This is a genomic window from Oryzomicrobium sp. (assembly GCF_021287045.1).
GTDB lineage: Bacteria > Pseudomonadota > Gammaproteobacteria > Burkholderiales > Rhodocyclaceae > Oryzomicrobium.
The window spans coordinates 146,805-166,888 of the sequence record NZ_JAJTBG010000009.1; the positions used below are offsets into that span (position 1 = coordinate 146,805).

Annotated in this window: 19 protein-coding genes; 12 read left to right on the plus strand and 7 right to left on the minus strand. The window is 70.3% G+C overall.

Going from position 1 to position 20,084, the window contains the following annotated elements:
- Positions 1–11 precede the first annotated feature (11 nt).
- Positions 12–1,037, minus strand: coding sequence for a bile acid:sodium symporter family protein (locus LWW89_RS11960; protein WP_293264426.1), 1,026 nt, complete (start codon positions 1,035–1,037; stop codon positions 12–14).
- A gap of 140 nt (positions 1,038–1,177) precedes the next feature.
- On the opposite strand from LWW89_RS11960, the gene LWW89_RS11965 reads away from it, so the two are divergent.
- The 3 genes from LWW89_RS11965 (at position 1,178) to LWW89_RS11975 (ending at position 3,295) form a co-directional block, all read left to right on the plus strand.
- Positions 1,178–1,939, plus strand: a complete 762-nt coding sequence (locus tag LWW89_RS11965) for a helix-turn-helix transcriptional regulator (RefSeq protein WP_293264428.1) — start codon at positions 1,178–1,180, stop codon at positions 1,937–1,939.
- A 223-nt stretch (positions 1,940–2,162) separates the two neighbouring features.
- Complete coding sequence (locus LWW89_RS11970; protein ID WP_293264430.1) at positions 2,163–2,549, plus strand: CidA/LrgA family protein; 387 nt, start codon at positions 2,163–2,165, stop codon at positions 2,547–2,549.
- Entirely contained in the window at positions 2,549–3,295 is a 747-nt protein-coding gene (locus LWW89_RS11975; RefSeq protein WP_293264432.1) for an LrgB family protein, read from the plus strand. The genes LWW89_RS11970 and LWW89_RS11975 overlap by 1 nt, the downstream gene beginning before the upstream one ends.
- 97 nt (positions 3,296–3,392) lie before the next feature.
- On the opposite strand, the gene LWW89_RS11980 is transcribed toward LWW89_RS11975, so the two are convergent.
- The 3 genes from LWW89_RS11980 to LWW89_RS11990 all read right to left on the minus strand — a co-directional run bounded on the left by LWW89_RS11980 (position 3,393) and on the right by LWW89_RS11990 (position 5,405).
- Complete coding sequence (locus LWW89_RS11980; protein ID WP_293264434.1) at positions 3,393–3,917, minus strand: cupin domain-containing protein; 525 nt, start codon at positions 3,915–3,917, stop codon at positions 3,393–3,395.
- A 50-nt stretch (positions 3,918–3,967) separates the two neighbouring features.
- On the minus strand, positions 3,968–4,291 hold the full coding sequence (locus LWW89_RS11985) for a YciI family protein (RefSeq protein WP_293264436.1): 324 nt from the start codon (positions 4,289–4,291) through the stop codon (positions 3,968–3,970).
- 76 nt (positions 4,292–4,367) lie between these two features.
- Positions 4,368–5,405 carry a quinone oxidoreductase gene (locus tag LWW89_RS11990; protein WP_293264438.1) on the minus strand — a complete coding sequence of 346 codons (1,038 nt, stop codon included), beginning with the start codon at positions 5,403–5,405 and terminating at the stop codon, positions 4,368–4,370.
- 213 nt (positions 5,406–5,618) lie between these two features.
- Here LWW89_RS11990 and LWW89_RS11995 point away from each other — a divergent pair, with 213 nt between their 5' ends.
- Complete coding sequence (locus tag LWW89_RS11995) at positions 5,619–6,518, plus strand: LysR family transcriptional regulator (RefSeq protein WP_293264440.1); 900 nt, start codon at positions 5,619–5,621, stop codon at positions 6,516–6,518.
- Positions 6,519–6,755: 237 nt separating this feature from the next.
- On the opposite strand, the gene leuA is transcribed toward LWW89_RS11995, so the two are convergent.
- Positions 6,756–8,465 (minus strand): 2-isopropylmalate synthase, encoded by a 1,710-nt coding sequence (gene leuA, locus LWW89_RS12000; protein WP_293264442.1) that lies wholly within the window; start codon positions 8,463–8,465, stop codon positions 6,756–6,758.
- A 556-nt stretch (positions 8,466–9,021) separates the two neighbouring features.
- Between leuA and LWW89_RS12005 the strand changes: the two genes are divergently transcribed.
- The 7 genes from LWW89_RS12005 to LWW89_RS12035 all read left to right on the plus strand — a co-directional run bounded on the left by LWW89_RS12005 (position 9,022) and on the right by LWW89_RS12035 (position 17,179).
- Positions 9,022–10,644, plus strand: coding sequence for a diguanylate cyclase (locus tag LWW89_RS12005; RefSeq protein ID WP_293264444.1), 1,623 nt, complete (start codon positions 9,022–9,024; stop codon positions 10,642–10,644).
- Between the two features lie 174 nt (positions 10,645–10,818).
- A complete protein-coding gene (locus LWW89_RS12010; protein WP_293264446.1) occupies positions 10,819–12,441 on the plus strand; it encodes an MFS transporter in 1,623 nt (540 codons plus the stop codon).
- A gap of 216 nt (positions 12,442–12,657) precedes the next feature.
- Positions 12,658–12,975: a hypothetical protein gene (locus LWW89_RS12015; protein ID WP_293264448.1), complete on the plus strand. Its 318-nt coding sequence runs from the start codon at positions 12,658–12,660 to the stop codon at positions 12,973–12,975.
- 79 nt (positions 12,976–13,054) lie between these two features.
- Entirely contained in the window at positions 13,055–15,415 is a 2,361-nt protein-coding gene (locus tag LWW89_RS12020; protein WP_293264450.1) for a TonB-dependent receptor, read from the plus strand.
- 223 nt (positions 15,416–15,638) lie between these two features.
- Positions 15,639–16,088: a MotA/TolQ/ExbB proton channel family protein gene (locus tag LWW89_RS12025; RefSeq protein ID WP_365781651.1), complete on the plus strand. Its 450-nt coding sequence runs from the start codon at positions 15,639–15,641 to the stop codon at positions 16,086–16,088.
- Positions 16,075–16,479 (plus strand): biopolymer transporter ExbD, encoded by a 405-nt coding sequence (locus LWW89_RS12030; RefSeq protein WP_293264452.1) that lies wholly within the window; start codon positions 16,075–16,077, stop codon positions 16,477–16,479. Before LWW89_RS12025 ends, LWW89_RS12030 begins: the two co-directional genes overlap by 14 nt.
- Complete coding sequence (locus LWW89_RS12035) at positions 16,469–17,179, plus strand: TonB family protein (protein ID WP_293264454.1); 711 nt, start codon at positions 16,469–16,471, stop codon at positions 17,177–17,179. Before LWW89_RS12030 ends, LWW89_RS12035 begins: the two co-directional genes overlap by 11 nt.
- 21 nt (positions 17,180–17,200) lie before the next feature.
- On the opposite strand, the gene LWW89_RS12040 is transcribed toward LWW89_RS12035, so the two are convergent.
- Positions 17,201–17,962, minus strand: coding sequence for a TSUP family transporter (locus LWW89_RS12040; protein ID WP_293264456.1), 762 nt, complete (start codon positions 17,960–17,962; stop codon positions 17,201–17,203).
- A 112-nt stretch (positions 17,963–18,074) separates the two neighbouring features.
- Between LWW89_RS12040 and LWW89_RS12045 the strand changes: the two genes are divergently transcribed.
- On the plus strand, positions 18,075–18,998 hold the full coding sequence (locus LWW89_RS12045) for a LysR family transcriptional regulator (RefSeq protein ID WP_293264458.1): 924 nt from the start codon (positions 18,075–18,077) through the stop codon (positions 18,996–18,998).
- A 3-nt stretch (positions 18,999–19,001) separates the two neighbouring features.
- Here LWW89_RS12045 and LWW89_RS12050 read toward each other — a convergent pair whose 3' ends face one another.
- Positions 19,002–20,054 carry a DMT family transporter gene (locus LWW89_RS12050; RefSeq protein WP_293264460.1) on the minus strand — a complete coding sequence of 351 codons (1,053 nt, stop codon included), beginning with the start codon at positions 20,052–20,054 and terminating at the stop codon, positions 19,002–19,004.
- Between the last annotated feature and the right edge of the window lie 30 nt (positions 20,055–20,084).

Sequence of the window (20,084 nt, forward strand, 5' to 3'; positions counted from 1 at the left end):
AACCGCGCCCCTCACCCCTCCCGCGCGCCGTAGCGGGAGGCGAGCACCGAGCAGACGAACAGTTGCAGCTGGTGGTAGAGCATGATCGGCAGCACGATCAGCCCCAGGGCCGGGTGGGCGCCGAACAGCAGTTTGGCCATGGGTACGCCGGAAGCCAGGGTCTTTTTCGAGCCGCAGAATACGGCGGTGATCTCGTCCTCGGTGGCAAAGCCCAGGCGCCGGGCAGTCCAGGTGGTGAGAGCGAGGACGATGGCGAGCAGCACCGCCACGCCGGCCAGGGTCTGGGCCAGCACCTCCAGCCCCTGGTCGCGCCACACCCCGGAAGCCACCCAGTCGCAGAAGGCGCCGAACACCAGCAGCAGGATGACGAAGCGGTCGAGCAGGTTGGTGTAGCGCTTGAAGCGCACATGCCACTTGTGCAGCACCGGCCGCAGCGCCATGCCCACCACCAGGGGCAGCAGCAGCAGGCGGGCGATGGCCAGGGACGCTCCGGCCAGGGACTGGGTGTGACCGCCGCTGCCGCCCATGGTCACGCTGCCCAGTAGCAGGGCGATGAGCAGGGGGGTCATGACGATGCCGAGCAGGGTGGACAAGGTGGCGTTGAAGATCGCCGCCGGCACGTTGCCCCGGGCCAGGCCGGTCATGGCCACCGACGACGAGATGGTGGACGGCAGGGCGCACAGGTAGCAAAAGCCCAGCACCAGGCCCGGGGACACCCGGTCGCCCAGGGCGGCATTGGCGAGCCACCACAGAAGCGGGAAGACAGCGAAAGTGAACAGCTGCACCAGCACGTGCACCCGCCAGCGCATCAGGCCGTCGCGCAGGCTGGTCAGAGACAGCCCCAGGCCGTGCAGGAAGAACACCAGGGCGATGCCCACGTCGGTGACCTGGTCGATGTGCAGCAGGCCGCCGCTCTTGCCCAGGCCGGGGAATTGGCTGGCCAGGGCCACGGCGCCGAGCATGCCGACCAGGAACCAGTCCCGGATGACCCGGTTGAAGGTGCGCCAGAGGGTCTGGCCGAGGGAGAAGGCGGGCATGGGGAGCGCTCCGGAAAAGGCCGCAGCCGATGCGGGCGGCGGCGATTGCGCGGACACCCGCGCGGGAGGAAACTCTACGCCCATCCCGTCTGTCCGACTTTCGACGGTCCGCCAACCGCCATCGCCAACCAGACAAGCCCATGAAACGCGCCGTTCCCGCCCTCGCCGCCCTGCCCCGGCCCCTCTACAACCGCAGCGAATCCCTGCCCGACGGGTCGTGGACCGAGGTGCACCGCCACCCCTGGTGCCAGTTCTCCTACGCCATCAGCGGCGTGCTCGGGGTGCGCACCCCCACCGGCAACCACGTGGCCCTGCCTCGCTACGGGGTGTGGATTCCCCCCGGGGTGGACCACCAGGTGGAATCCCACCGCCCCACCGAGATGCGCAGCCTGTACCTGGCCCCCGAGGCCGCCGCCCGGATGCCGGCCGAGTGCCGGGTGCTGGAGGTGACGCCCCTGGCCCGGGAGCTGATCCGCGCCGTGGCGGCGCTGCCGGTGGAATACGACCCGGACGGCGAGGACGGCCGCCTGGTGCAGGTGCTGATCGACCAGCTGGCCCGTCTGCCCGCCGCCGCCTTCACCCTGCCCCTGCCGGCGGACGATCGGCTGGCAGCGCTGTGCGCGGCGCTCCAGGCCGACCCGGACGACCGCCGCACCCTGGCCGACTGGGCCGCCGAGGCCGGCGCCTCGGAGCGCACCCTGGCGCGGCGCTTCGCCCAGGACACCGGGCTGACCTTCCGCGAATGGCGCCAGCGCCTGCGCCTGCTCATGTCCCTGGCCGCCCTGGAGGCGGGCGAGAGCGTCACTGCCGTGGCCCTGTCCCACGGCTACGATTCGCCCTCGGCGTTCACTGCCGCCTTCCGCGCCTTCTTCGGCACCACACCCGGGGAATTGCGCGGCTGAACCGCCGCCGGGGCTGAACTTCCGGACGGATCGCCCCCCATCTCCCGGTCCAGACCGGAGCGCCCGGAAGCGAAACCAAAAAAACCCGGTCACGGCAGATGTGACCCCAGGTATGCAATCGCCGCTCCGGTTCGGATTATTATTGCAAGCCAGTACCAACGACCCACCGCCGCCCCTCGCCCTCCGGGACCGAGGCGTGGCGGTCATTGCTTTTGGAGGCCCCATGCTCGCTGCCCTGACCCAACTCCTCATCTTCCAGCTGATCGGCGAGGTGATCGCCCGCTGGCTCGACCTGCCGGTGCCGGGCCCGGTGATCGGCATGCTGCTGCTGTTCGCCACCCTGGTGCTCGGCGACGGCCCCAGCCACGAACTGCAATCCACCTCCCAGGGCATCCTGCAACACTTGTCCCTCCTGTTCGTGCCCGCCGGCACCGGGGTGATGGTGCACTTCCACCGCCTGGAGGCGGAATGGCTGCCCATCGTCCTGTCCCTGGTGGTCAGCACCCTGCTCACCCTGGCCGTCACCGCCCTGGTGATGAAGGCCGTGGCGGCGCGGCGCGGCCCCGGAGCGCCGGCCGCGCCCACCGCTCCGGCCGGGGAGGGTGCGTAATGAGCCCCCTGATCACCCCTCAGCCCCTTTCCGCCATCTGGGTCTACCTGTCGGCCTCGCCCCTGATGGGCCTGACCGTCACCCTGCTCGCCTACCAGGGTGCCTTCTGGGTGTACAAGCGGGCCGGCTTCCACCCCCTGGCCAACCCGGTGCTGCTCGCCGTGGTCACCCTGGTGACCCTGCTCACCGTCACCGGCGTGCCCTACCAGCGCTACTTCGACGGCGCCCAGTTCGTGCACTTCCTGCTCGGCCCGGCCACCGTGGCCCTGGCCCTGCCGCTGCACGCCCAGCTGAAGAAGGTGTGGTCGATGATCGTCCCGGTGCTGGTGGCCCTGGTGGTGGGCTGCCTGGTGGCGGCCCTGTCGGCCATCGCCATCGGCCACCTGCTCGGCGCCAGCACCGCCACCCTGATGTCCCTGGCCCCCAAGTCGGTGACCATGCCCATCGCCATGGGCATCGCCGAGCGCAACGGCGGCCTGCCCTCCCTGGCGGCAGTGCTGGTGATGGTCACCGGCATCCTCGGTGCGGTGACCGCCCCCTACCTGTTCAACGCCATGGGCCTCAAGGACCCGGCGGTGCGCGGCTTCGCCATTGGCGTGGCGGCCCACGGCATCGGTACCGCCCGGGCCTTCCAGTCCAGCGAGCAGGCCGGCGCTTTCTCGGCTCTGGCCATGGGCCTCAACGGCGCCCTCACCGCCCTGCTGCTGCCGGTGATCCTGCCCTGGGTGCGCATCTGGACAGGCTGAACGGGCCGACGACGTACCGGCGCATATAGGCATAGGCCGGGCGGCGGGCGGGCCGGAACAGCGCTCCTTCGCCCCCCCGACCTCCCGGTGCCCGGGATCACGCCTCCGGGCCGTCCTCTCCATCCCAATACCCGGCCGCCGGCCCGAGGCGGCCCACGTACTCCAGGGTCCGGGCCGCCTTGGCGCCCCCCGGGGGGGCACCGGCGAAGATCGCCACCTTGCCCGAATCGGGATAGCCCATCACGTCCGGAGCGTGCATGGTGCTGACCACCAGGTAGCGCAGCGGGACGTCCGAATCGTTTTCCAGCTGGTGGGCCGTTTCCGGCCCGCCCGCCGGGGCCCCGAGCACATCCCCGGCCGCCACCGGACGGCGCTGGGAACCGAAGCGCCAGGTGCCGCGCCCTTCCAGGATCACCACCAGCTCCTCGTTGGCGTAGTGGTGGTGGCGCGGCCAAGCGCGCTTGCCCGGCGGCAGCTCCACCAGCCGGGCGCCCAGCCCCCGCAGGCCGAGCAAGGGGCCGAGCTGGGCGGCGCGGGCCTGGAAGTGTGCACCGTTGCCATGCTCGGCCAGCGGGAGGTCGGCCAGGGTAACGGCGGGGATTGCCGTCTCGGATGCGGACATTCTCGCTCCTTTCATGAGTGGTGCCGGGGCCCCGGCCGGTTAAGGGCAAATCACGCGCCCAGGCGCGGCAGGGCCACGCTGTCCGGCGCCAGGTCGACGGGCAGCTCCGACGCCCGCAGCGTCGGCTGGAAGGCCAGTACCTCGAAGGCGGCCACGCCGGCCTGGTGGAACGGATCTTCCGCCAGCCAATCGAGCAGCGTATCCCGGGAGGGCGCCCGGGCGAGGAGGATGCCGCCCTGGCGCGGCTCTTGGGGGCCGGAGGCGAGGAAGCGGCCGGCGGCATAGCCCCGGTACAGGTAATCGCGGTGGGCCGCCAGGTGGGCGTCCACGTCCTCCAGAGGACGAATGTAGCGCAGTACGACGACATACAGCATGGTCGGAATCTCCAGATAAGGATGGGGCGATGGGCGGACCGGGCCCGGCCCGCCGGTGCATCGTGGGGAGGGCGGCTCAGGGCAGGAGCAACAATGACCCGGAGGTCTCGCCCGCCTCCAGCCGGCGATGGGCCTCGGCGGCCTGTTCCAGGGGCAGGGTGCCCCCCACTTCCACCTTGAGGCCCGCGGCCAGACGCTCCAGGGTGGCTGCCGCCCCTTCCCGGTAGCGCGCCAGGTCGGTCATGAAGCGGAATACCCCGGGGCGGGACAGGGCGATGGAGCGGGCCGGGCCGAGCAGGGCCGGATCGACGAGGCCGATGTCACCGGCCACCTGGCCGATGGACGCCGCCGTGCCGTAGGGGCGGACCGCCTCCAGGGTGCGGGCCAGGGTGGCGCCGCCGATGCCGTCGATGGCGTAATGCACGCCCTGGCCGTCGGTCAGCTCCTTCACCGCCGCGACGAAGTCCTCGTCCTTGTAGAGGATGGCGTGATCCAGGCCGTAGGCAGCCGCCAGCTCGGCCTTGGCGGCGCTGCCCACGGTGCCGATCACCGTGGCCCCCAGGGCCTTGGCCCACTGGGTCAGCACCAGCCCCAGCCCGCCGGCGGCGGCATGGACCAGCACCGTGTCGCCGGGCCGCAGGGGGCGGACGTGGGCGAACAGCATGTGGGCGGTGATGCCGCGCAGCATGGCGCCGGCGGCGCTGGCGTCGGACACCCCGTCGGGCAGGGGCACCGCCCGGGCGGCGGGGAAGTTGCGCGCGCTGGCGTAGCTGCCCGCCGGCGGCCCGGCGTAGGCCACCCGCTGGCCCAGGGCCAGGCCGTACTGCTCGGCGGCACCGGCCCCCAGGGCGACGATTTCTCCCACCCCTTCCACCCCCAGGGTGGCGGGCAGGGACGGCAGGGCGTAAAGGCCGGTGCGGTGGTAGATATCGACGAAATTGACGCCGATGGCGCGGTGGCGGATCTGCACTTCCCCGGGACCGGGAGCGGGCAGGGGGCGATGTTCAACCTGGAGAGCAGCGGCGTCGCCGTAGCGGTGCAGGCGGACTTCGGTGGCGTGGGTCAGGGGCGCGCGGGGCGCCGCAACGGCGGCGGACGGGGCAAGGGATGACATGGCGACCTCTCGAAACGGATGACGTGAAAAATGACGCCCCCAGGGCGGGCCGCTGGAAAGCCTCGGAAAAACCTCCAGAAACCCCGGGCCTCGCACCGTGTTGCTGGCGCAGCGCTATTGCCCCGGGAGCGCATTGCCGGGCCACTGTAATCCGTTCAAAATCGCCCGAAAATTCCCAACAAATACACATTCACTGTGCAAAATTCACCAGATATGAACGTCCCCCTGCAATGGGACGACGTGCGCCACTTTCTCGCCCTGGCCCGGGAAGGCAGCCTGTCCGGCGCCGCCCGCGCTCTCAAGGTGGAGCACTCCACCGTGGCCCGGCGCGTCGATGCCCTGGAGCAGGCCCTCCGGCTGCGCCTGTTCGACCGGCTGCCCCGGGGCTGGCACCTCACCCCGGAAGGGGAGGCCCTGGCCCAGCACGCCCTGCGCATGGAGGACGAGGCCCTGGCCTTCGGCCGCGCCGCTCTGGGCGTGGCCACCCTGTCCGGCACAGTGCGCCTCTCCGCCCCGCCGGTGGTGGCCAGCCACTTTCTCGTCCCGCGCCTGGGGCCTCTGCGCCGGCGCTGGCCGGACATCCGCCTGGAAGTGGTGGGCGAGGCCCGGGAGGCCAACCTGACCCGGCGCGAGGCCGACCTGGCCCTGCGCCTCTCCCGCCCCAGCGCTCCCGGCCTGGTGGCCCGGCCCCTGGCGGAAATGGGCTACGGCCTGTTCGCCACGCCGGAATGGGCGGCCCGGCCGGCGACAGAGTGGGAATTCGTCGGCTACGACGAGAGCCTGCGCCAGGTGCCTCAGCAGCAATGGCTCGACAGCCTCACCGCCGGGCGCCCCACGGTGCTGCGCAGCAACGACCTGGCCGGCCTCTATCAGGCAGCCCGGGCCGGCCTGGGGGTGACCGCCCTGCCCTACTTCCTCGGCAACCGGGACGATGTACTGGTGCGCCTGCCCGCTTACGACTGCCCGACCCGACGCAAGCTGTGGCTGGTGCTGCACCCGGACCTGCGCCGCTCGCCCCGGGTACGGGCGGTGGCCGACGCCATCGCCGAACTGGTGATGGGGGAAGCCGCCCTGCTGGCGGGACGGCAGGCAGCGGCGGGGGACCCCGGCTGAAGCCGGGGCCGGGCGGATGCGCCAGCCGTCCCGGGACCATCGGGCAGGGCGCCCCATTCCGCCCCATTACATCCCTTCCGCACACGCCCCCGGAGGGCGGCCCGAGCCTTCGGCATTTCCGAAGGCTGACCGCACCGGCGCAGCAAGCCCCGCGCCAGTACTTGCGCTTGGGGCAGTCAAAAAAACAGCCATCGGATTTTCCGATGGCTGTGGCCATTTGGCACTGGGACAGAAGGGTCAGGCCGCCTGAACGCCAGTCTCCGCCGACACGCCAACGCCAGCCTGGCTGCGGTTGATGCCGGAGACCACGGCCAGCACCGAGGCGGTGATGATGTTGCCGTGCACACCGACGCCGAAGGTGGCGCCGGGGCGGCCGGGCACGGTCATCTCCACGTAGGCCACGGCCCGGGCGTCGGCGCCCTTGCCGAGGGAGTGCTCCTCGTAGTGCTGTACGGCAGCCGAAAAGCCGGCCTGGCGCAGGGCGTCCACCGTGGCGTCGATGGGGCCGTTGCCTTCGCCGCGCAACTCCCGGGTGTCACCGCCGATGTCCACGGTGAGGGCGATGCCCTGGCGCTCCTGGGCGGCCTCGAACAGGTGGTGGCCGACGTAGCGCACCGGGGCGGCGGCTTCCAGGTATTCGCGGCTGAACACCTGCCAGAGGGCGCTGGCGGTCATCTCGCCGCCGGTGGCGTCGGTGACCCGCTGCACGGCGCCGGAGAATTCCACCTGGAGGCGGCGCGGCATGACGAGGCCCACCTCGGTTTCGAGCAGGTAGGCGATGCCGCCCTTGCCGGACTGGCTGTTGACCCGAATGATCGAATCGTAGGTGCGGCCCACGTCGGCCGGGTCGATGGGCAGGTAGGGCACTTCCCAGACGGCGTCCGGCCGCTGGACGGCCAGGCCCTTCTTGATGGCGTCCTGGTGGGAGCCGGAGAAGGCGGTGAACACGAGGTCGCCGACATAGGGGTGGCGCGGGTGGATCGGCAACTGGGTGCAGTGCTCGACGGTGCGGGCCACGTCGTTGATGCGGGAGAAGTCGAGGCCCGGGTCCACGCCCTGGGAGTAGAGGTTGAGGGCGAGGGTCACCACGTCCACGTTGCCGGTGCGCTCGCCGTTGCCGAACAGGCAGCCTTCGACCCGGTCGGCGCCGGCCATCACCGCCAGTTCGGCGGCGGCCACGGCGCAGCCCCGGTCGTTGTGGGGGTGCACCGAGAGGATGATCGAATCGCGCCGGGCGAGGCGGGTGTGCATCCACTCGATCTGGTCGGCGTAGTAGTTGGGGGTGCCCATCTCTACCGTGGCCGGCAAATTGATGATGCACTTGCGTTCCGGGGTGGGCTGCCAGACCTCGGTGACGGCGTCGCAGACCTCCCGGGCGAAGTCGAGCTCGGTGCCGGTGAACACCTCGGGGCTGTACTGGAACACCCACTCGGTGTCGGGCTGGGCGGCGGCGCAGTCCCGGATCAGGCGGGCGTGCTCGATGGCGATGGCCTTGACCCCCGCCTGGTCGGTGTCGAAGACGATGCGGCGGAAGTTGGGGGCCGTGGCGTTGTAGAGATGCACGATGGCGCGGCGGGCGCCCTGCAACGATTCGAAGGTGCGGCGAATGAGGTGATCCCGGGCCTGGGTGAGGACCTCGATGGTCACATCGTCCGGGATGTGGCCGCCTTCGATCAATTCGCGGACGAAGTCGAAGTCGGTCTGGGAGGCGGAGGGGAAGGCGACCTCGATTTCCTTGAAACCGATGGCCACGAGGGTCTTGAACATGCGCATCTTGCGCTCGGCATCCATGGGCTCGAAGAGCGCCTGGTTGCCGTCCCGCAGATCGGTGCTCATCCAGATCGGCGGGCGGGCGATCACCTGGTTGGGCCAGGTCCGCGCGAAGGTGGGGTCGGTGACGTGCACCGGGGTGAAGGGACGGTATTTGGCGGCGGGGTTCTTCAACATGATGATCTACTCCAATGCGGTCGATAACGGAAAGAAGGGGCACGCATGGGGCTGCCAGGCTGTCCGGCGGTGTCGCGGACATGGTTCGCGGCCTGGCAACCGGACGGCAGTCGCAGGATGGAGAAGGCGGGCAGTAGCAGCAGTTGCGGGGAGGTCATGACAGTCTCCGGAGGAGAAAAACGACGACGAAAGGGGAATCGAGGATGGCGCGAAGCCGCGAGGCTCGCGCATTCCGCCCTTGCCGGCCCGGAGGCTGGCGGAGGCGGTTTCAACAGGAGGGGGGAGAGTATGTGCGCGCTAGACGCGCAGCAGCAGACCCAGGTCCAGGAGCTGGGCCAGGGAGAGGGAAGCGATCGGAGCGTTGCGCTCGATCATGGGGGTCTGCTGGGAAGTCATGACGGCAACCGTAACCGAAGGCGCGGCGGCAGGTCAACCCCGCCCGGCGGGCGGGCACGGAACGCGGGGTGCGGATTTTTCCGCCCTTCCGTGCCGAATCACGCACCGACCACGCCAGCCCGCTCCCATTCGGTCATACCCAGGGATTATCATCGGCGGCATGATGTTCCGCCTGAACCGCCGTATCCGCCCCTTCGACAGCCTCATCTCCCGATTAATGCTGCTCGGGCTGTGCCTCGTCACGATCGGCATCGCCGCCCGCTACTACGCCATCAGCCATTTCCTGCGCGAGGACCTGGCGACGGTGGTGGAGGCCCAGCAACTGGCGCTGGCCACCTATGTGGCCCGGGACATCGACGAACGCATCGTGCACCGTCGCAACCTGTTGGAACGCATCGGCGCGGCCCTGCCGCCGGACCTGCTGCGCCGCCCGGCGGCGCTGCGCGCCTGGCTCAAGGAACACTACGAGTTCCAGCCCCTGTTTTCCGCCGGCCTGTTCGTCACCGACACCCGAGGCGTGGCGCTGGCCGACTACCCGGTGCTGCCCGACCGGGAGCATGGCGACTATGCCGACCGGGATTACATCAAGGACGCCCTGGCCGGCCGCACCACCATCGGCCGGCCGGTGATGGGCCGGGCCGCCAAGGAGCCGGTGCTGCCCATGGCGGTGCCGCTCCTGGACGGCCGGGGCGAGGTGCGGGGCGCGCTGGTGGGTATCACCGCCCTGGCCACGCCGGGCTTTCTCGACCTGCTACAGCAGAGCCACATCGGCAAGGGCACTGGCGGCTTCCTGCTCGTCTCGCCCCAGGACAGGCTGTTCGTCGCCGCCTCGGAACCCGACATGGTGTTCACCCCCACCCCGCCCTCCGGGGTGAACGCCCTGCACGACCGGGCCATGGCGGGCTACCGGGGCACCGGCATCACGGTCAACGCCAAGGGTGTGGAAGAAGTCTCGGCCATGGTCACGGTGCCCAGCACCGGCTGGTTCCTGGTGGCCCGCCTGCCCAGCCGGGAGGCCTTCGCCACCGTGGCCCGCACCCAGTCCTTCCTGCTGCGCAACGGCGTGCTCGCCTTCATGGTGTTCGCCGCCCTCGCCTCCACTGGCATGTACGTTCTGCTGCGCCCCCTGTCCCGCGCCGCCGACCACGCCGAGCGCATGACCCGGGGCGAGATTCCCCTGGAGCCCCTGCCGGTGGTGCGCCAAGACGAGGTGGGCCACCTGATCGGGGCTTTCAACCGGTTGCTGAAGAAGCTCGACGAGCAGCAGGCGGAACTGGCCCGCATCGCCCACCACGACTCCCTCACCGGCCTGCCCAACCGGGCCCTGCTGGCGGACCGGCTGCACCAGGCCCTGGCCCGCGCCCAGCGCACCGGCAGCCGGGTGGCCCTGCTGTTCATGGACCTGGACGGCTTCAAGCTGATCAACGATTCCCTCGGCCACGAAGCCGGCGACGACGCCCTGCGCCAGGTGGCCCAGCGCCTTGGCAAGATCGTGCGCCAGAGCGACACCCTGGCCCGGGTCGGCGGCGATGAGTTCGTGCTGTTGCTCTGCGATCTGGGCGAGGACGCCGAAGCCGCCGCCGGCATCGTCGCCCAAAAGTGCATCGAGACGCTGCTCCCGCCCTTCACTGTCGCCGATATCCCCTGTGCTATCGGCGTGTCGATCGGCATTGCCACGGGCAGCGGCGATACCGCCGCCGGAGCCCTGCTGCAAGCGGCGGACCGTGGCATGTACCGGGCCAAGAAGGCCGGCCGGGGACGCTACGTCGCCTGCCCGGTGTAAGCCGGCGCAGGCCGCCCCGGGCCGGCGGCGCCCCTTCCTGTCCCTCGTCGCCCCCCCTACACGGCCTGCCGTGGGCAAGGCCGCCGGCATCGCCGATAATGGCGCGCCGCGGCCGCCGCCGGCGCCGCATTCCCCGATCCCCACACTCCACGCCTCGACGTCCCCGACGCCGCCATGCCCGATACCCGCGCCACTCCGCCGTCCGCCGCTGCCTCCGTCAATTCCGCCCAGAAATCCCCGAACCTGCAACGCCAGGTGGCGGTGGCGGCCTGCTTCGGCACCTTCCTGGAGTGGTACGACTTCCTCACCTTCGCCACCCTGGCCACCTACTTCGGGCCCCTCTTCTTCCCGCCGGACAACCCGGTGGCCGGGCTGCTGGCCAGCCTGGCCACCTTCGGTGCGGGCATGGTGGTGCGGCCCCTGGGGGCGGCCCTGTTCGGCTCCCTGGGCGACCGCATCGGCCGGCGCCGGGTGTTCATCGTCACCATCGTGCTGATGGGCATCGCCACGGTGGGGGTGGGCCTGCTGCCCACCTACGCCCAGGTCGGCCTGCTCGCCCCGGGCCTGCTGCTGGCCCTGCGCCTGTTGCAGGGCCTGTCGGTGGGCGGCGAGATCGGCGGCTCGGCGGTGTATTTGACCGAGCACGCTCCGGAAGGCCGGCGCGGCCTGTTCACCAGCGTGCTGCAACTGATGGGCCCCCTGGGCATGATGGCTTCCGCCGCCCAATTGGTGCTGCTGCAATCCTGGCTGACCGAAGCGGACTTCGCCGCCTGGGGCTGGCGCGTGCCCTTTCTGGTGTCGGCGCTGCTGCTGGCGGTGTCGCTGAAGAGCCGGGTGGCCCTGCACGAGTCGCCGGTATTCCGCCAGTTGCAGGCGAAAAAGGCCCTGTCGGCCACGCCGCTGCGCGACTGCTTCCGCGACCGCACCACCCTGGCGCGCATGGGGGTGCTGGCCCTGTGCATCTCCGCCGGCGGCTCGCTGCTGTTTTTCTCCGCCCAGGTCTACACCACGGTCTTTCTCAAGAGCGTGGTCAAGCTGGAGGCCAAAACCGCCAGCCAGCTGGTGATGGTGGCGACCGTCGCCCTGTTCCCCTTGACCCTGGCCGCCGGCGCCCTGTCGGACCGCATCGGCCGGCGCCCGGTGCTGTTGGCCGGACTCTTGGTGGGCGCGCTCACCCTGCTGCCGGTGTTCCAGGCCTTCATCCCCGCCGGCAACCCGGCCATGGCCCGCTTCCAGCGCGACGTGCCGGTGGTGCTGGCGGGCAGCGACTGTTCCTATTCGCCCTTCGCCGCCCCGGCCAGCGACTGCGCCCGGGCCCAGGAATGGCTGGTCAAGCAGGGAGTGACCTATACCCGCGACGACCTGCCGGCCGGCAGCCCCACCACCGTGCGGATCGGCACCGCCGAGCCGGTGGCAGCCCACGACGCCGCCGCCCTGGCCCCGCTGCTGGAAGCCGCCGGCTGGCCCGGCCGGGCCGACCCGGCCCAGGTGGACGGCCTGACCCTGGTGCTGCTGCTGTTGGTGCCGATCGTCGCCGTGGCGCTGATCACCGGCCCCCAGACGGCGGTGCTGGCCGAACTCTTTCCGGCCCGCACCCGCTACTCGGCGGTGGCCCTGCCCCACAACCTGGCAGCGGGCTGGATCGGCGGGCTGTCGCCCTTCGTCGTCACCCTGCTCAACGTGCGCTACGGCGACGGCACCGCCGGCCTGTGGTACCCGGTGGTCCTGCTCGGCCTGGCCTTTCTGGTGGGGCTGCGCTTCCTGCCGGAGACGAAGCAGGCGCGGCTGGAGGAGTGACGAGCACCGCCCCGGGCAACGCTCGACACTCCGCCGGCATGAGCGGTCCTCCCGCCGAGGAGGCCGGGCAACGCGGACAACAGTAACAATTGCAACAATGTTGCATTAAAAGAGACGCGGCGCTTACCATGACGCCATGGTCGCCATCGCCCTTCGCCCATTCGCCAAGCCCGCCATGGGAGCGGAAGGGAAAGCCTTGCCGCCCGGGGTGAGGTCATGACCGGCCGGGCGCCCGCGGCGCGCCGCCCCTGGCAGAACTGGCGGCTGGCGCTGCTGCTGGTCCTGCTCGCCTGTTTCGTCGGCCTGGTAGCGGCCGAAGCCTTCCACCGCCACGACTCCGTCGCCGCCGGGGACGCCTGCGTTCTGTGCCAGGCGGCGGCCCATCCCCCTCTCGACGCGACGCTGTCGGGCAGCGAACTCGCCCCGCCCCTGCTCGTCGCCCTCTATTTCATCGCCCGCCTGCGGGAGCGGATTCGTTTCGCCTCGCCCAGCCGCGTCCCCTATCGCTCCCGCGCACCGCCACTCGCTTTCTAGTTTCGCCTGCATTGCCGCAGTACTAGAACCGCCTCGACCCCGTCGAGGCGACGTGCATCCGTCTCGTGGGAGTGGTTCCATGCCATCGATCAAGAAAGGTGCGGGCGCCGTCTGGGCGCCCGCCGGCTTCGCCTTCGCCCTTGCCGTCCATGCGGCCCCCGCCGCCGCAGCCGACATCCGGGGGACCGTCGCGGACGCCCTGGGGCAGCCCCTGGCCGCAGCGGCCCTCACCCTGAAAACGCCGGACGGCCAGGTGGCCGGGCAGGCCCGCAGCGACGCATCCGGGCAGTTCGCCTTTTCCGGGGCCGCGCCGGGCACCTACGCCATCCTCGCCAACAAGCCGGGGTTCCAGACCGGCACCGCCATCGTCAACCTCACCGCCCAGGGCGCCGCCCCGGTGAAGATCACCCTGGCCTCGAAGGAGGCCCTGGAAATCAGCGTGGCGGCGGAACGCCTCAACAAGGCCCGCAGCGGCCTGTCGCCCCAGACCGGAGGCAGCGTCTACCGGCTGGCGGACCAGGACATCCAGGCTTTGCCCGAAGGCGCCAACACCTCCTTCAACCAGGTGCTGCTGCAGGCGCCCGGCGTGGCCAACGATTCCTTCGGCCAGCTGCACGTGCGTGGCGACCACGGCAACCTGCAGTACCGCATCAACGGCGTGATCCTGCCGGAAGGAATCAGCGGTTTCGGCCAGGCGCTGGACAGCCGCTTCGCCCAGCGCATCGACCTGCTCACCGGCGCCCTGCCGGCCCAGTACGGCTACCGCACCGCCGGAGTCGTCGAGATCGAGACCAAGACCCGATTCGACCAGGGCGGGCGCCTCGACCTCTACGGCGGCAGCCGGGGCACGGTCAATCCGAGCGTCGAGTACGGCAATACCCAGGGCAACCTGAGCTACTACGTGACCGGCTCGTTCCTGACCAACAACGCCGGCATCGAGAATCCGACCTCCAGTTCATCGCCGATCCACGACCGCACCGAGCAGAGCAAGGGATTCGGCTACCTGTCCTACCTGATCGACCCGACCACGCGCTTGACCGCCATGTTCGGCACCTACGACGGCAAGTTCCAGATACCCAACAACCCTGGGCAAACGGCAACCCCAGCCTACCTGGCCGGGGCAGGCGTGGCCGGCTTCGACTCGTCCAAGCTCGACGAGCGCCAGCGGGAAAGCAACCGCTACGGCATCCTCGCCCTGCAAAGCTCCATCGGCGCCAACTTCGACTACCAGGTGGCCCTGTTCACCCGCTACACCAGCGTGCGTTTCAACCCCGACCCGGTGGGCGACCTGGTGTTCAACGGGGTTGCCTCCCAGGTATTCCGCAGCAGTTCCAGCACCGGCCTCCAGGGCGACGGAACCTACCGCCTGAACGACAGCCACACCCTGCGCATGGGCCTCTTCGCCAGCACCGAGAACATCCGCTCCGACAACAGTTCGACGGTCTTCCCGGTGGACGCCGGCGGCACGGTCACCGGCGCGCCCTACACCATCGTCGACAACAACGCCAAGAACGGCAACACGCTGATGGGGCTCTACCTCCAGGACGAATGGCGGGCCACCGACAAGCTGACCGTCAATTACGGCCTGCGGGCCGACCAGATGGACGCCTTCGTCAAGGCCGGCCAACTGAGCCCGCGACTGGGGCTGGTGTACAAGGCGACGCCCGAGACCACCTTCCACGCCTCTTACGCCCGCTATTTCACCCCGCCCCCCACCGAACTGGTATCGCCCCGCACCCTGGCCCTGTTCTCCGGCACCTCCAACGCGGCGTCGAACATGCAGAACGACCCGGTGCAGCCGGAACGCTCCCACTACTTCGACCTGGGGATGTCCCACCAGCTGACGCCTGCGTTCAACGTCGGCGTGGACGCCTTCTACAAGCAGGTGACGAACCTCCTGGACGAGGGGCAGTTCGGCCAGGCCCTGATCTTTTCGCCCTTCAACTACGCCCAGGGCAAGATCTACGGCATCGAGCTGACGGCCAGCTACAAGACCGACAGCTTCTCGGCCTACGCCAACCTGGCGCGCACCACCAGCCTGGCCAAGCAGATCACCTCGGCCCAGTTCAACTTCAGCCAGGACGAGCTGGACTACATCGCCAGCCACTGGATCCACACCGACCACGACCAGAAATACACCGCCTCGGCCGGCGTCGCCTACACCTGGCTCGGCACCCAGTACTCCGCCGACGCCATCTACGGCAGCGGCCTGCGCCGGGGCTTTGCCAATACCGAGCACCTGCCGTCCTACGTCCAGGTCAACCTGGGGGCCAACCGCAAGTTCCAGGCCGGCGAGCTGGGCACCCTGGAAGGCCGGGTGGCGGTCATCAACGTCTTCGACCGGGTCTACGAGCTGCGCGACGGCAGCGGCGTGGGCGTCGGCGCCCCCCAGTTCGGCCCACGGCGCGGGCTGTTCCTGGGCTTGAGCAAACTTTTCTGAGGAGAGCCGGACATGCAGGACATCCACGAGGCCCTCGCGGCCCTCAAATTCGGCGGCGCGATGGTCTACCCGCTCCTGGCACTGGCGGTGCTGGCGCTGCTCATCACCCTGGACAAGCTGTTCGTCTACTGGCGCTACGTGCGCCTGCCGACGGCCTTGCTCGACCTGGCCGAAACCTACGGCTTCCGCTGGCAGGAGTTGGAAGGACGGACAGCTCGACGCCCTGGGGCCGCGCAACTACTTCGGCCGCTTCTTCCGCGTCATCGTCGCCAACCGCGGCCAGCCCGCCTGGTGGGTCGAGTCCCGGGCCGGCGACGAAGCCCAGATCATCGAGAAGACCCTGAGCCGGGGGCTGTGGGTGCTGGAGACCATCGTCACCGCCGCCCCCCTGCTGGGGCTGCTCGGCACCATCACCGGCATGATGCATTCCTTCAACCTGATCGGCGCCGGAGGGCTGGTGGACCCCACCGGGGTCACCGGCGGCGTCGCCCAGGCGCTGATCGCCACCGCCCTGGGCTTGTTCATCGCCATCCTGGCCCTCTTCGCCTTCAACTTCTTCTCGCGCCGGCAATCCCAGGCCCTGGACGAGATGGAGCGCCTGGGCACCCGGCTGGTGGACAACATCCGCCTCGGGCAGGACCGGGGGGAAGGCGGCGGCCATGAAGCTGCGTAGAACCCGGCAGGCCAAGCGCGGCCGCATCGAGATCATCCCCATGATCGACGTCATGTTCTTCCTGCTGGCCACCTTCATGCTGGCCTCGCTGTCGATGCAGAACCTGCATTCCCTGGCGGTGGACCTACCCCAGGGCCATGCCGCGCCGATGCACACGCAGACCCCGGTGACCCTGACGGTGACATCGGACAGCCGGCTCTTCCTGGACAAGACGCCGGTGACCCTGGACACCCTGGCCCCGACCCTGAAGGCCATGCTGGCCGGCCCCGAGGCCAGCGTCATCGTCGCCGCAGACAGCGCCGCCCCCAACGGCACCACCGTGCGGGCCATGCTGCGTGCCCGGGAGGCCGGGGCCCGGCATTTCCAGATCGCGGTCAAGCATGTCGACTGACGCCTCCGCCCTACCCCGCCCGCGGGAATTCGACAATCCCTGGCGGCGGCTGCCCTGGACCCTGCCCCTGTCGCTGCTGATCTGGGCAGCGGTGCTGTGGGCCTTCGCGCTGTTCACCGAGGGTCCCCGGCAACGCCTGCCCGAGCCGCCCCCCATCGAGGCCCAGTTGATCGAGCTGCCGCCGGAGCCCGCCAGCCCGTCCCCGCCCACGCCCAAGGCGCCCCCCCGGCCCGCCCTGGAGCCGACCAGGACGCCGCCGCAACGAACGCCGCCCCCCAAGGCGGCCCCCCTTTCCGCCCACGCCCCGTCACTGCCGGCCGCCGCGCCCACACCTTCCGCACCTCCCGCCCCGGCCGCCGCCCAGGAGGCGCCGGCCCGCCCACCGCCGCCCCCGTCCGCCGCGGCCCCATCCACCGGCGGCAAACTGTCCGCCAGCGGCGGCGCCCAGGCCATCGTCAAGCCGATGCCCCGGATTCCGGACGAACTGCGCGAGGAGGCCCTTCACGTGGTGGTCACGGCCCGCTTCCACGTCGCCGCCGACGGCAGCGCCACCGTGGAACTGGTCAAACCCACGCCCAATCTCCGGCTCAACCGACTGCTGCTGGACACCCTCCGGCAATGGAAATTCTTCCCGGCGCTGCGGGACGGCCAGCCGACCGCCTCCACCGAGGAGATCGCGATCCACATCGACGTGAAATGACCCGCCTCCGGCCTTGTCCCGCTACTTGAGGATGTCGTAGGCCAGCTTGACGATCAGGGCCACCAGCAGGACCAGGAACAGGCCGCGCACGAAGCCGGCACCGCGCTTGATCGCCAGGCGGGAGCCGACCACGGCACCAGCCATGTTGAAGACGGCCATCGGCAGCGCGACGGCGTAGATCACCTTGCCGGCGCCAATGAAGAAGATCAGGGCCGCCGCGTTGGTGGCCAGGTTCACCACCTTGGCGCAGGCCGACGCCACCAGAAAATCCAGGGCGTAGCAGCGGATGAAGAGAAAGATCAGGAAGCTGCCGGTGCCCGGGCCGAACAGGCCGTCGTAAAAGCCGATGGCGCCGCCGATCAGGAGCGCCAGCAGGCGTTCGCGGCGGCCGATGGACAGGGGCTTGCGGATCGCCCCGAAGTCCTTCTTGACGAAGGTGTAGATCGCCATCGCCACGATCAGGAACAGCACCAGGGGGCGCATGGCGGCGGTGGGCACCGCCGACACGGCCATGGCACCGCAGAACGACATGACGAAGGCGGTGGCCGCCGCCGGCAGCGCCAGTGACCAGGGCACCCGCACCCGGCTGACCCAGGACTTGGCAGCCAGGGCCGTGCCGCAGGCCGAGGTGAGCTTGTTGCTGCCGAGCAGGGTGGCCGGGGCCACACCGGGCATGAAGTTGAACAGGGCCGGCACCTGGATCAGGCCGCCGCCACCCACGGCGGCATCGATCAGGCCCGCGCAGAAGGCGAAGCAGCAGAGTAGCAGCGTGGTTTCGATCATGACGTAGCGGAGTGGCGGGGAAAAAAACAGGGGCCATCCTAGCGGCCGCCGATTGCCGCTGGTTGCAATATCATGTTGCAAAAAACGCAACGTGAGATGTGAGGCACACGCCATGGCCATGCTCTGGGAACTACAGGCCTTCTGCGCGGTGGTGGAGCGCAAGAGCTTCGTCGTCGCCGCGCGCATGCTGGGGCGCTCCCCCAGCGCCGTGACCCGGGCGGTGCAATCCCTGGAACAGCAGCTCGGCCAGGAACTGCTCAGGCGCTCCCATAAAGAGGTGGGGGTCACCGAGGCCGGCGGCACCTACTACGCCTACGCTTCGGAGATGATCGCGTTGCAGGACGAGGCCGAGGAAAAGCTGGCCGGGGTGGCCGCCAAGCCCCAGGGCTGGATTCGCTTCTCGGCGCCGGAAAGCCTGGCCCTGCGCCTGATGCCGGAGATGATCGCCCGCTTCGGCACCGCCTATCCGGACGTGCAGATCGACGTGCGCTACGCCGACGGCCTGCTCGACCCGATCAAGGAAAGCCTGGACTTCGCCATCCGCGGCGCCTTTCCCCAGTCCAGCGAACTGCGCGCCTTTCCCCTGTGGAGCTACCGGCGCTACCTCTACGCCAGCCCGGACTACGTGGCCCGGCGCGGCCTGCCGCAGACCCCGGAGGCCCTGGCCGGCCACGACTTCGTCATCCACACCGCGCCCCGGGTCCTGCGCGACTGGTTCCTGCGCAGGGGCGGCGACAGCTACCGCCTCAACCCCCAGCCGCGCCACCGCTTCAGCTCCGGCATCGCCGTCTACCAGGCGGCCCTGCACGGCATGGGCATCGTGCGTCTGGCGGACTGGCTGTGCCGCCCGGCGGAAGCGGCCGGCCAGCTGGTGCGGATCTGCCCGGACTGGCACCTGACCTCATCCACCGGGGTGGAGCCGCGCATGCACGCGGTCTACGCCGGCGAGCGCATGCCGCGCCGGGTGCGCCTGTTCCTCCAGGCCCTGCGTGAAGCCGGGGAGGCGGAGGCCAGGGCGGCGCGGGCCAGTGCTTAGTGGCTAGTGGCGGTGGTCCCGATGGTGGGCATCGGGGAAGTGGGGGTGGGAATGGACCATGGGCTTGTGCCGGTGGGCGTGGACATGGCGGGTCCCCGGGGCGACGGGATAAGGATGGTCGTGCTGGTGATGGGCGTCGTGGGTGTGGGCGTGGGAATGCTCCAGCCCCCCGTGGCGGTGCTCATGGTCGTGGCGCTCGGTCAGGTGCAGCCACACGCCCCAGGCCATCAGCGCCCCGGCCAGTACCAGCCGGACGGTGAGGGGCTCGCCGGAAGCCAGCGCGATCAGGGTGCCGAAGAACGGCGCCACCGAAAAATAGGCCCCGGTCCGCGCCGTGCCCAGATGGCGCAGGCCGACCACGAACAGGACCAGGCTCACCCCGTAGGCCAGCAGCCCGACCACCATGGCCAGCGCCATGGCCGGCCAGGGTGGCAGCCGGTCCCCCAGGGCGAAGGCCAGGGCCAGGTTCACCGTGCCCGCCGCCAACCCCTTGACCATGGCGATCCAGGTGGCGTCGCTGAGGGACACCTTGCGCGTCAGGTTGTTGTCGATGCCCCAGGCCAGACAGGCCCCGAGCACCGCCAGCGCCGGCCAGGCGCCGGCGAAGCGGGCGTCACCGGGCCAGCTGACGAGCACGGTGCCGGCGACGATGGCGACCATGCCGGCAGCAATGCGCCGGTCCACGCCTTCCTTGAAGGCGATCCAGGCCAGCAGGGCGGTAAACACGCCCTCGGCATTGAGCAACAGGGCCGCGCCGGAGGCAGGCATCCCGGCCAGCCCGAACATCAGCAGCACCGGGCCGACCAGGCCCCCGGCGCACACCGCGCCGGCGAACCAGCCGGCCTCGCCGGCCGAGAGCCGCACCGGGGCGGCCCGGACCAGCAGGCGGTAGGCGGCCAGGCCGAGGCCCGAGCCCAGGTAGAACAGGCCGGCCAGCAGCCACGGTCCGGCATCGCGCAGCAGGAACTTGGCGAGGGGGGCGCTGGCGCCGAAGAGCAGCGCGGCGCCTAGGGCGGCGGCAATGCCGGGGTTGAACGAGCGCTGGAGAAAAGACATGGGCAATGGTTCCGGTTCCCTGGTCGCCCC

Coding starts and splice junctions, on each gene's coding strand:
- LWW89_RS11960 (WP_293264426.1), bottom strand. CDS start 1,037: ATGCCCGCCTTCTCCCTCGGCCAGACCCTCTGGCGCACCTTCAACCGG.
- LWW89_RS11965 (WP_293264428.1), top strand. CDS start 1,178: ATGAAACGCGCCGTTCCCGCCCTCGCCGCCCTGCCCCGGCCCCTCTAC.
- LWW89_RS11970 (WP_293264430.1), top strand. CDS start 2,163: ATGCTCGCTGCCCTGACCCAACTCCTCATCTTCCAGCTGATCGGCGAG.
- LWW89_RS11975 (WP_293264432.1), top strand. CDS start 2,549: ATGAGCCCCCTGATCACCCCTCAGCCCCTTTCCGCCATCTGGGTCTAC.
- LWW89_RS11980 (WP_293264434.1), bottom strand. CDS start 3,917: ATGTCCGCATCCGAGACGGCAATCCCCGCCGTTACCCTGGCCGACCTC.
- LWW89_RS11985 (WP_293264436.1), bottom strand. CDS start 4,291: ATGCTGTATGTCGTCGTACTGCGCTACATTCGTCCTCTGGAGGACGTG.
- LWW89_RS11990 (WP_293264438.1), bottom strand. CDS start 5,405: ATGTCATCCCTTGCCCCGTCCGCCGCCGTTGCGGCGCCCCGCGCGCCC.
- LWW89_RS11995 (WP_293264440.1), top strand. CDS start 5,619: ATGAACGTCCCCCTGCAATGGGACGACGTGCGCCACTTTCTCGCCCTG.
- leuA (WP_293264442.1), bottom strand. CDS start 8,465: ATGTTGAAGAACCCCGCCGCCAAATACCGTCCCTTCACCCCGGTGCAC.
- LWW89_RS12005 (WP_293264444.1), top strand. CDS start 9,022: ATGATGTTCCGCCTGAACCGCCGTATCCGCCCCTTCGACAGCCTCATC.
- LWW89_RS12010 (WP_293264446.1), top strand. CDS start 10,819: ATGCCCGATACCCGCGCCACTCCGCCGTCCGCCGCTGCCTCCGTCAAT.
- LWW89_RS12015 (WP_293264448.1), top strand. CDS start 12,658: ATGACCGGCCGGGCGCCCGCGGCGCGCCGCCCCTGGCAGAACTGGCGG.
- LWW89_RS12020 (WP_293264450.1), top strand. CDS start 13,055: ATGCCATCGATCAAGAAAGGTGCGGGCGCCGTCTGGGCGCCCGCCGGC.
- LWW89_RS12030 (WP_293264452.1), top strand. CDS start 16,075: ATGAAGCTGCGTAGAACCCGGCAGGCCAAGCGCGGCCGCATCGAGATC.
- LWW89_RS12035 (WP_293264454.1), top strand. CDS start 16,469: ATGTCGACTGACGCCTCCGCCCTACCCCGCCCGCGGGAATTCGACAAT.
- LWW89_RS12040 (WP_293264456.1), bottom strand. CDS start 17,962: ATGATCGAAACCACGCTGCTACTCTGCTGCTTCGCCTTCTGCGCGGGC.
- LWW89_RS12045 (WP_293264458.1), top strand. CDS start 18,075: ATGGCCATGCTCTGGGAACTACAGGCCTTCTGCGCGGTGGTGGAGCGC.
- LWW89_RS12050 (WP_293264460.1), bottom strand. CDS start 20,054: ATGTCTTTTCTCCAGCGCTCGTTCAACCCCGGCATTGCCGCCGCCCTA.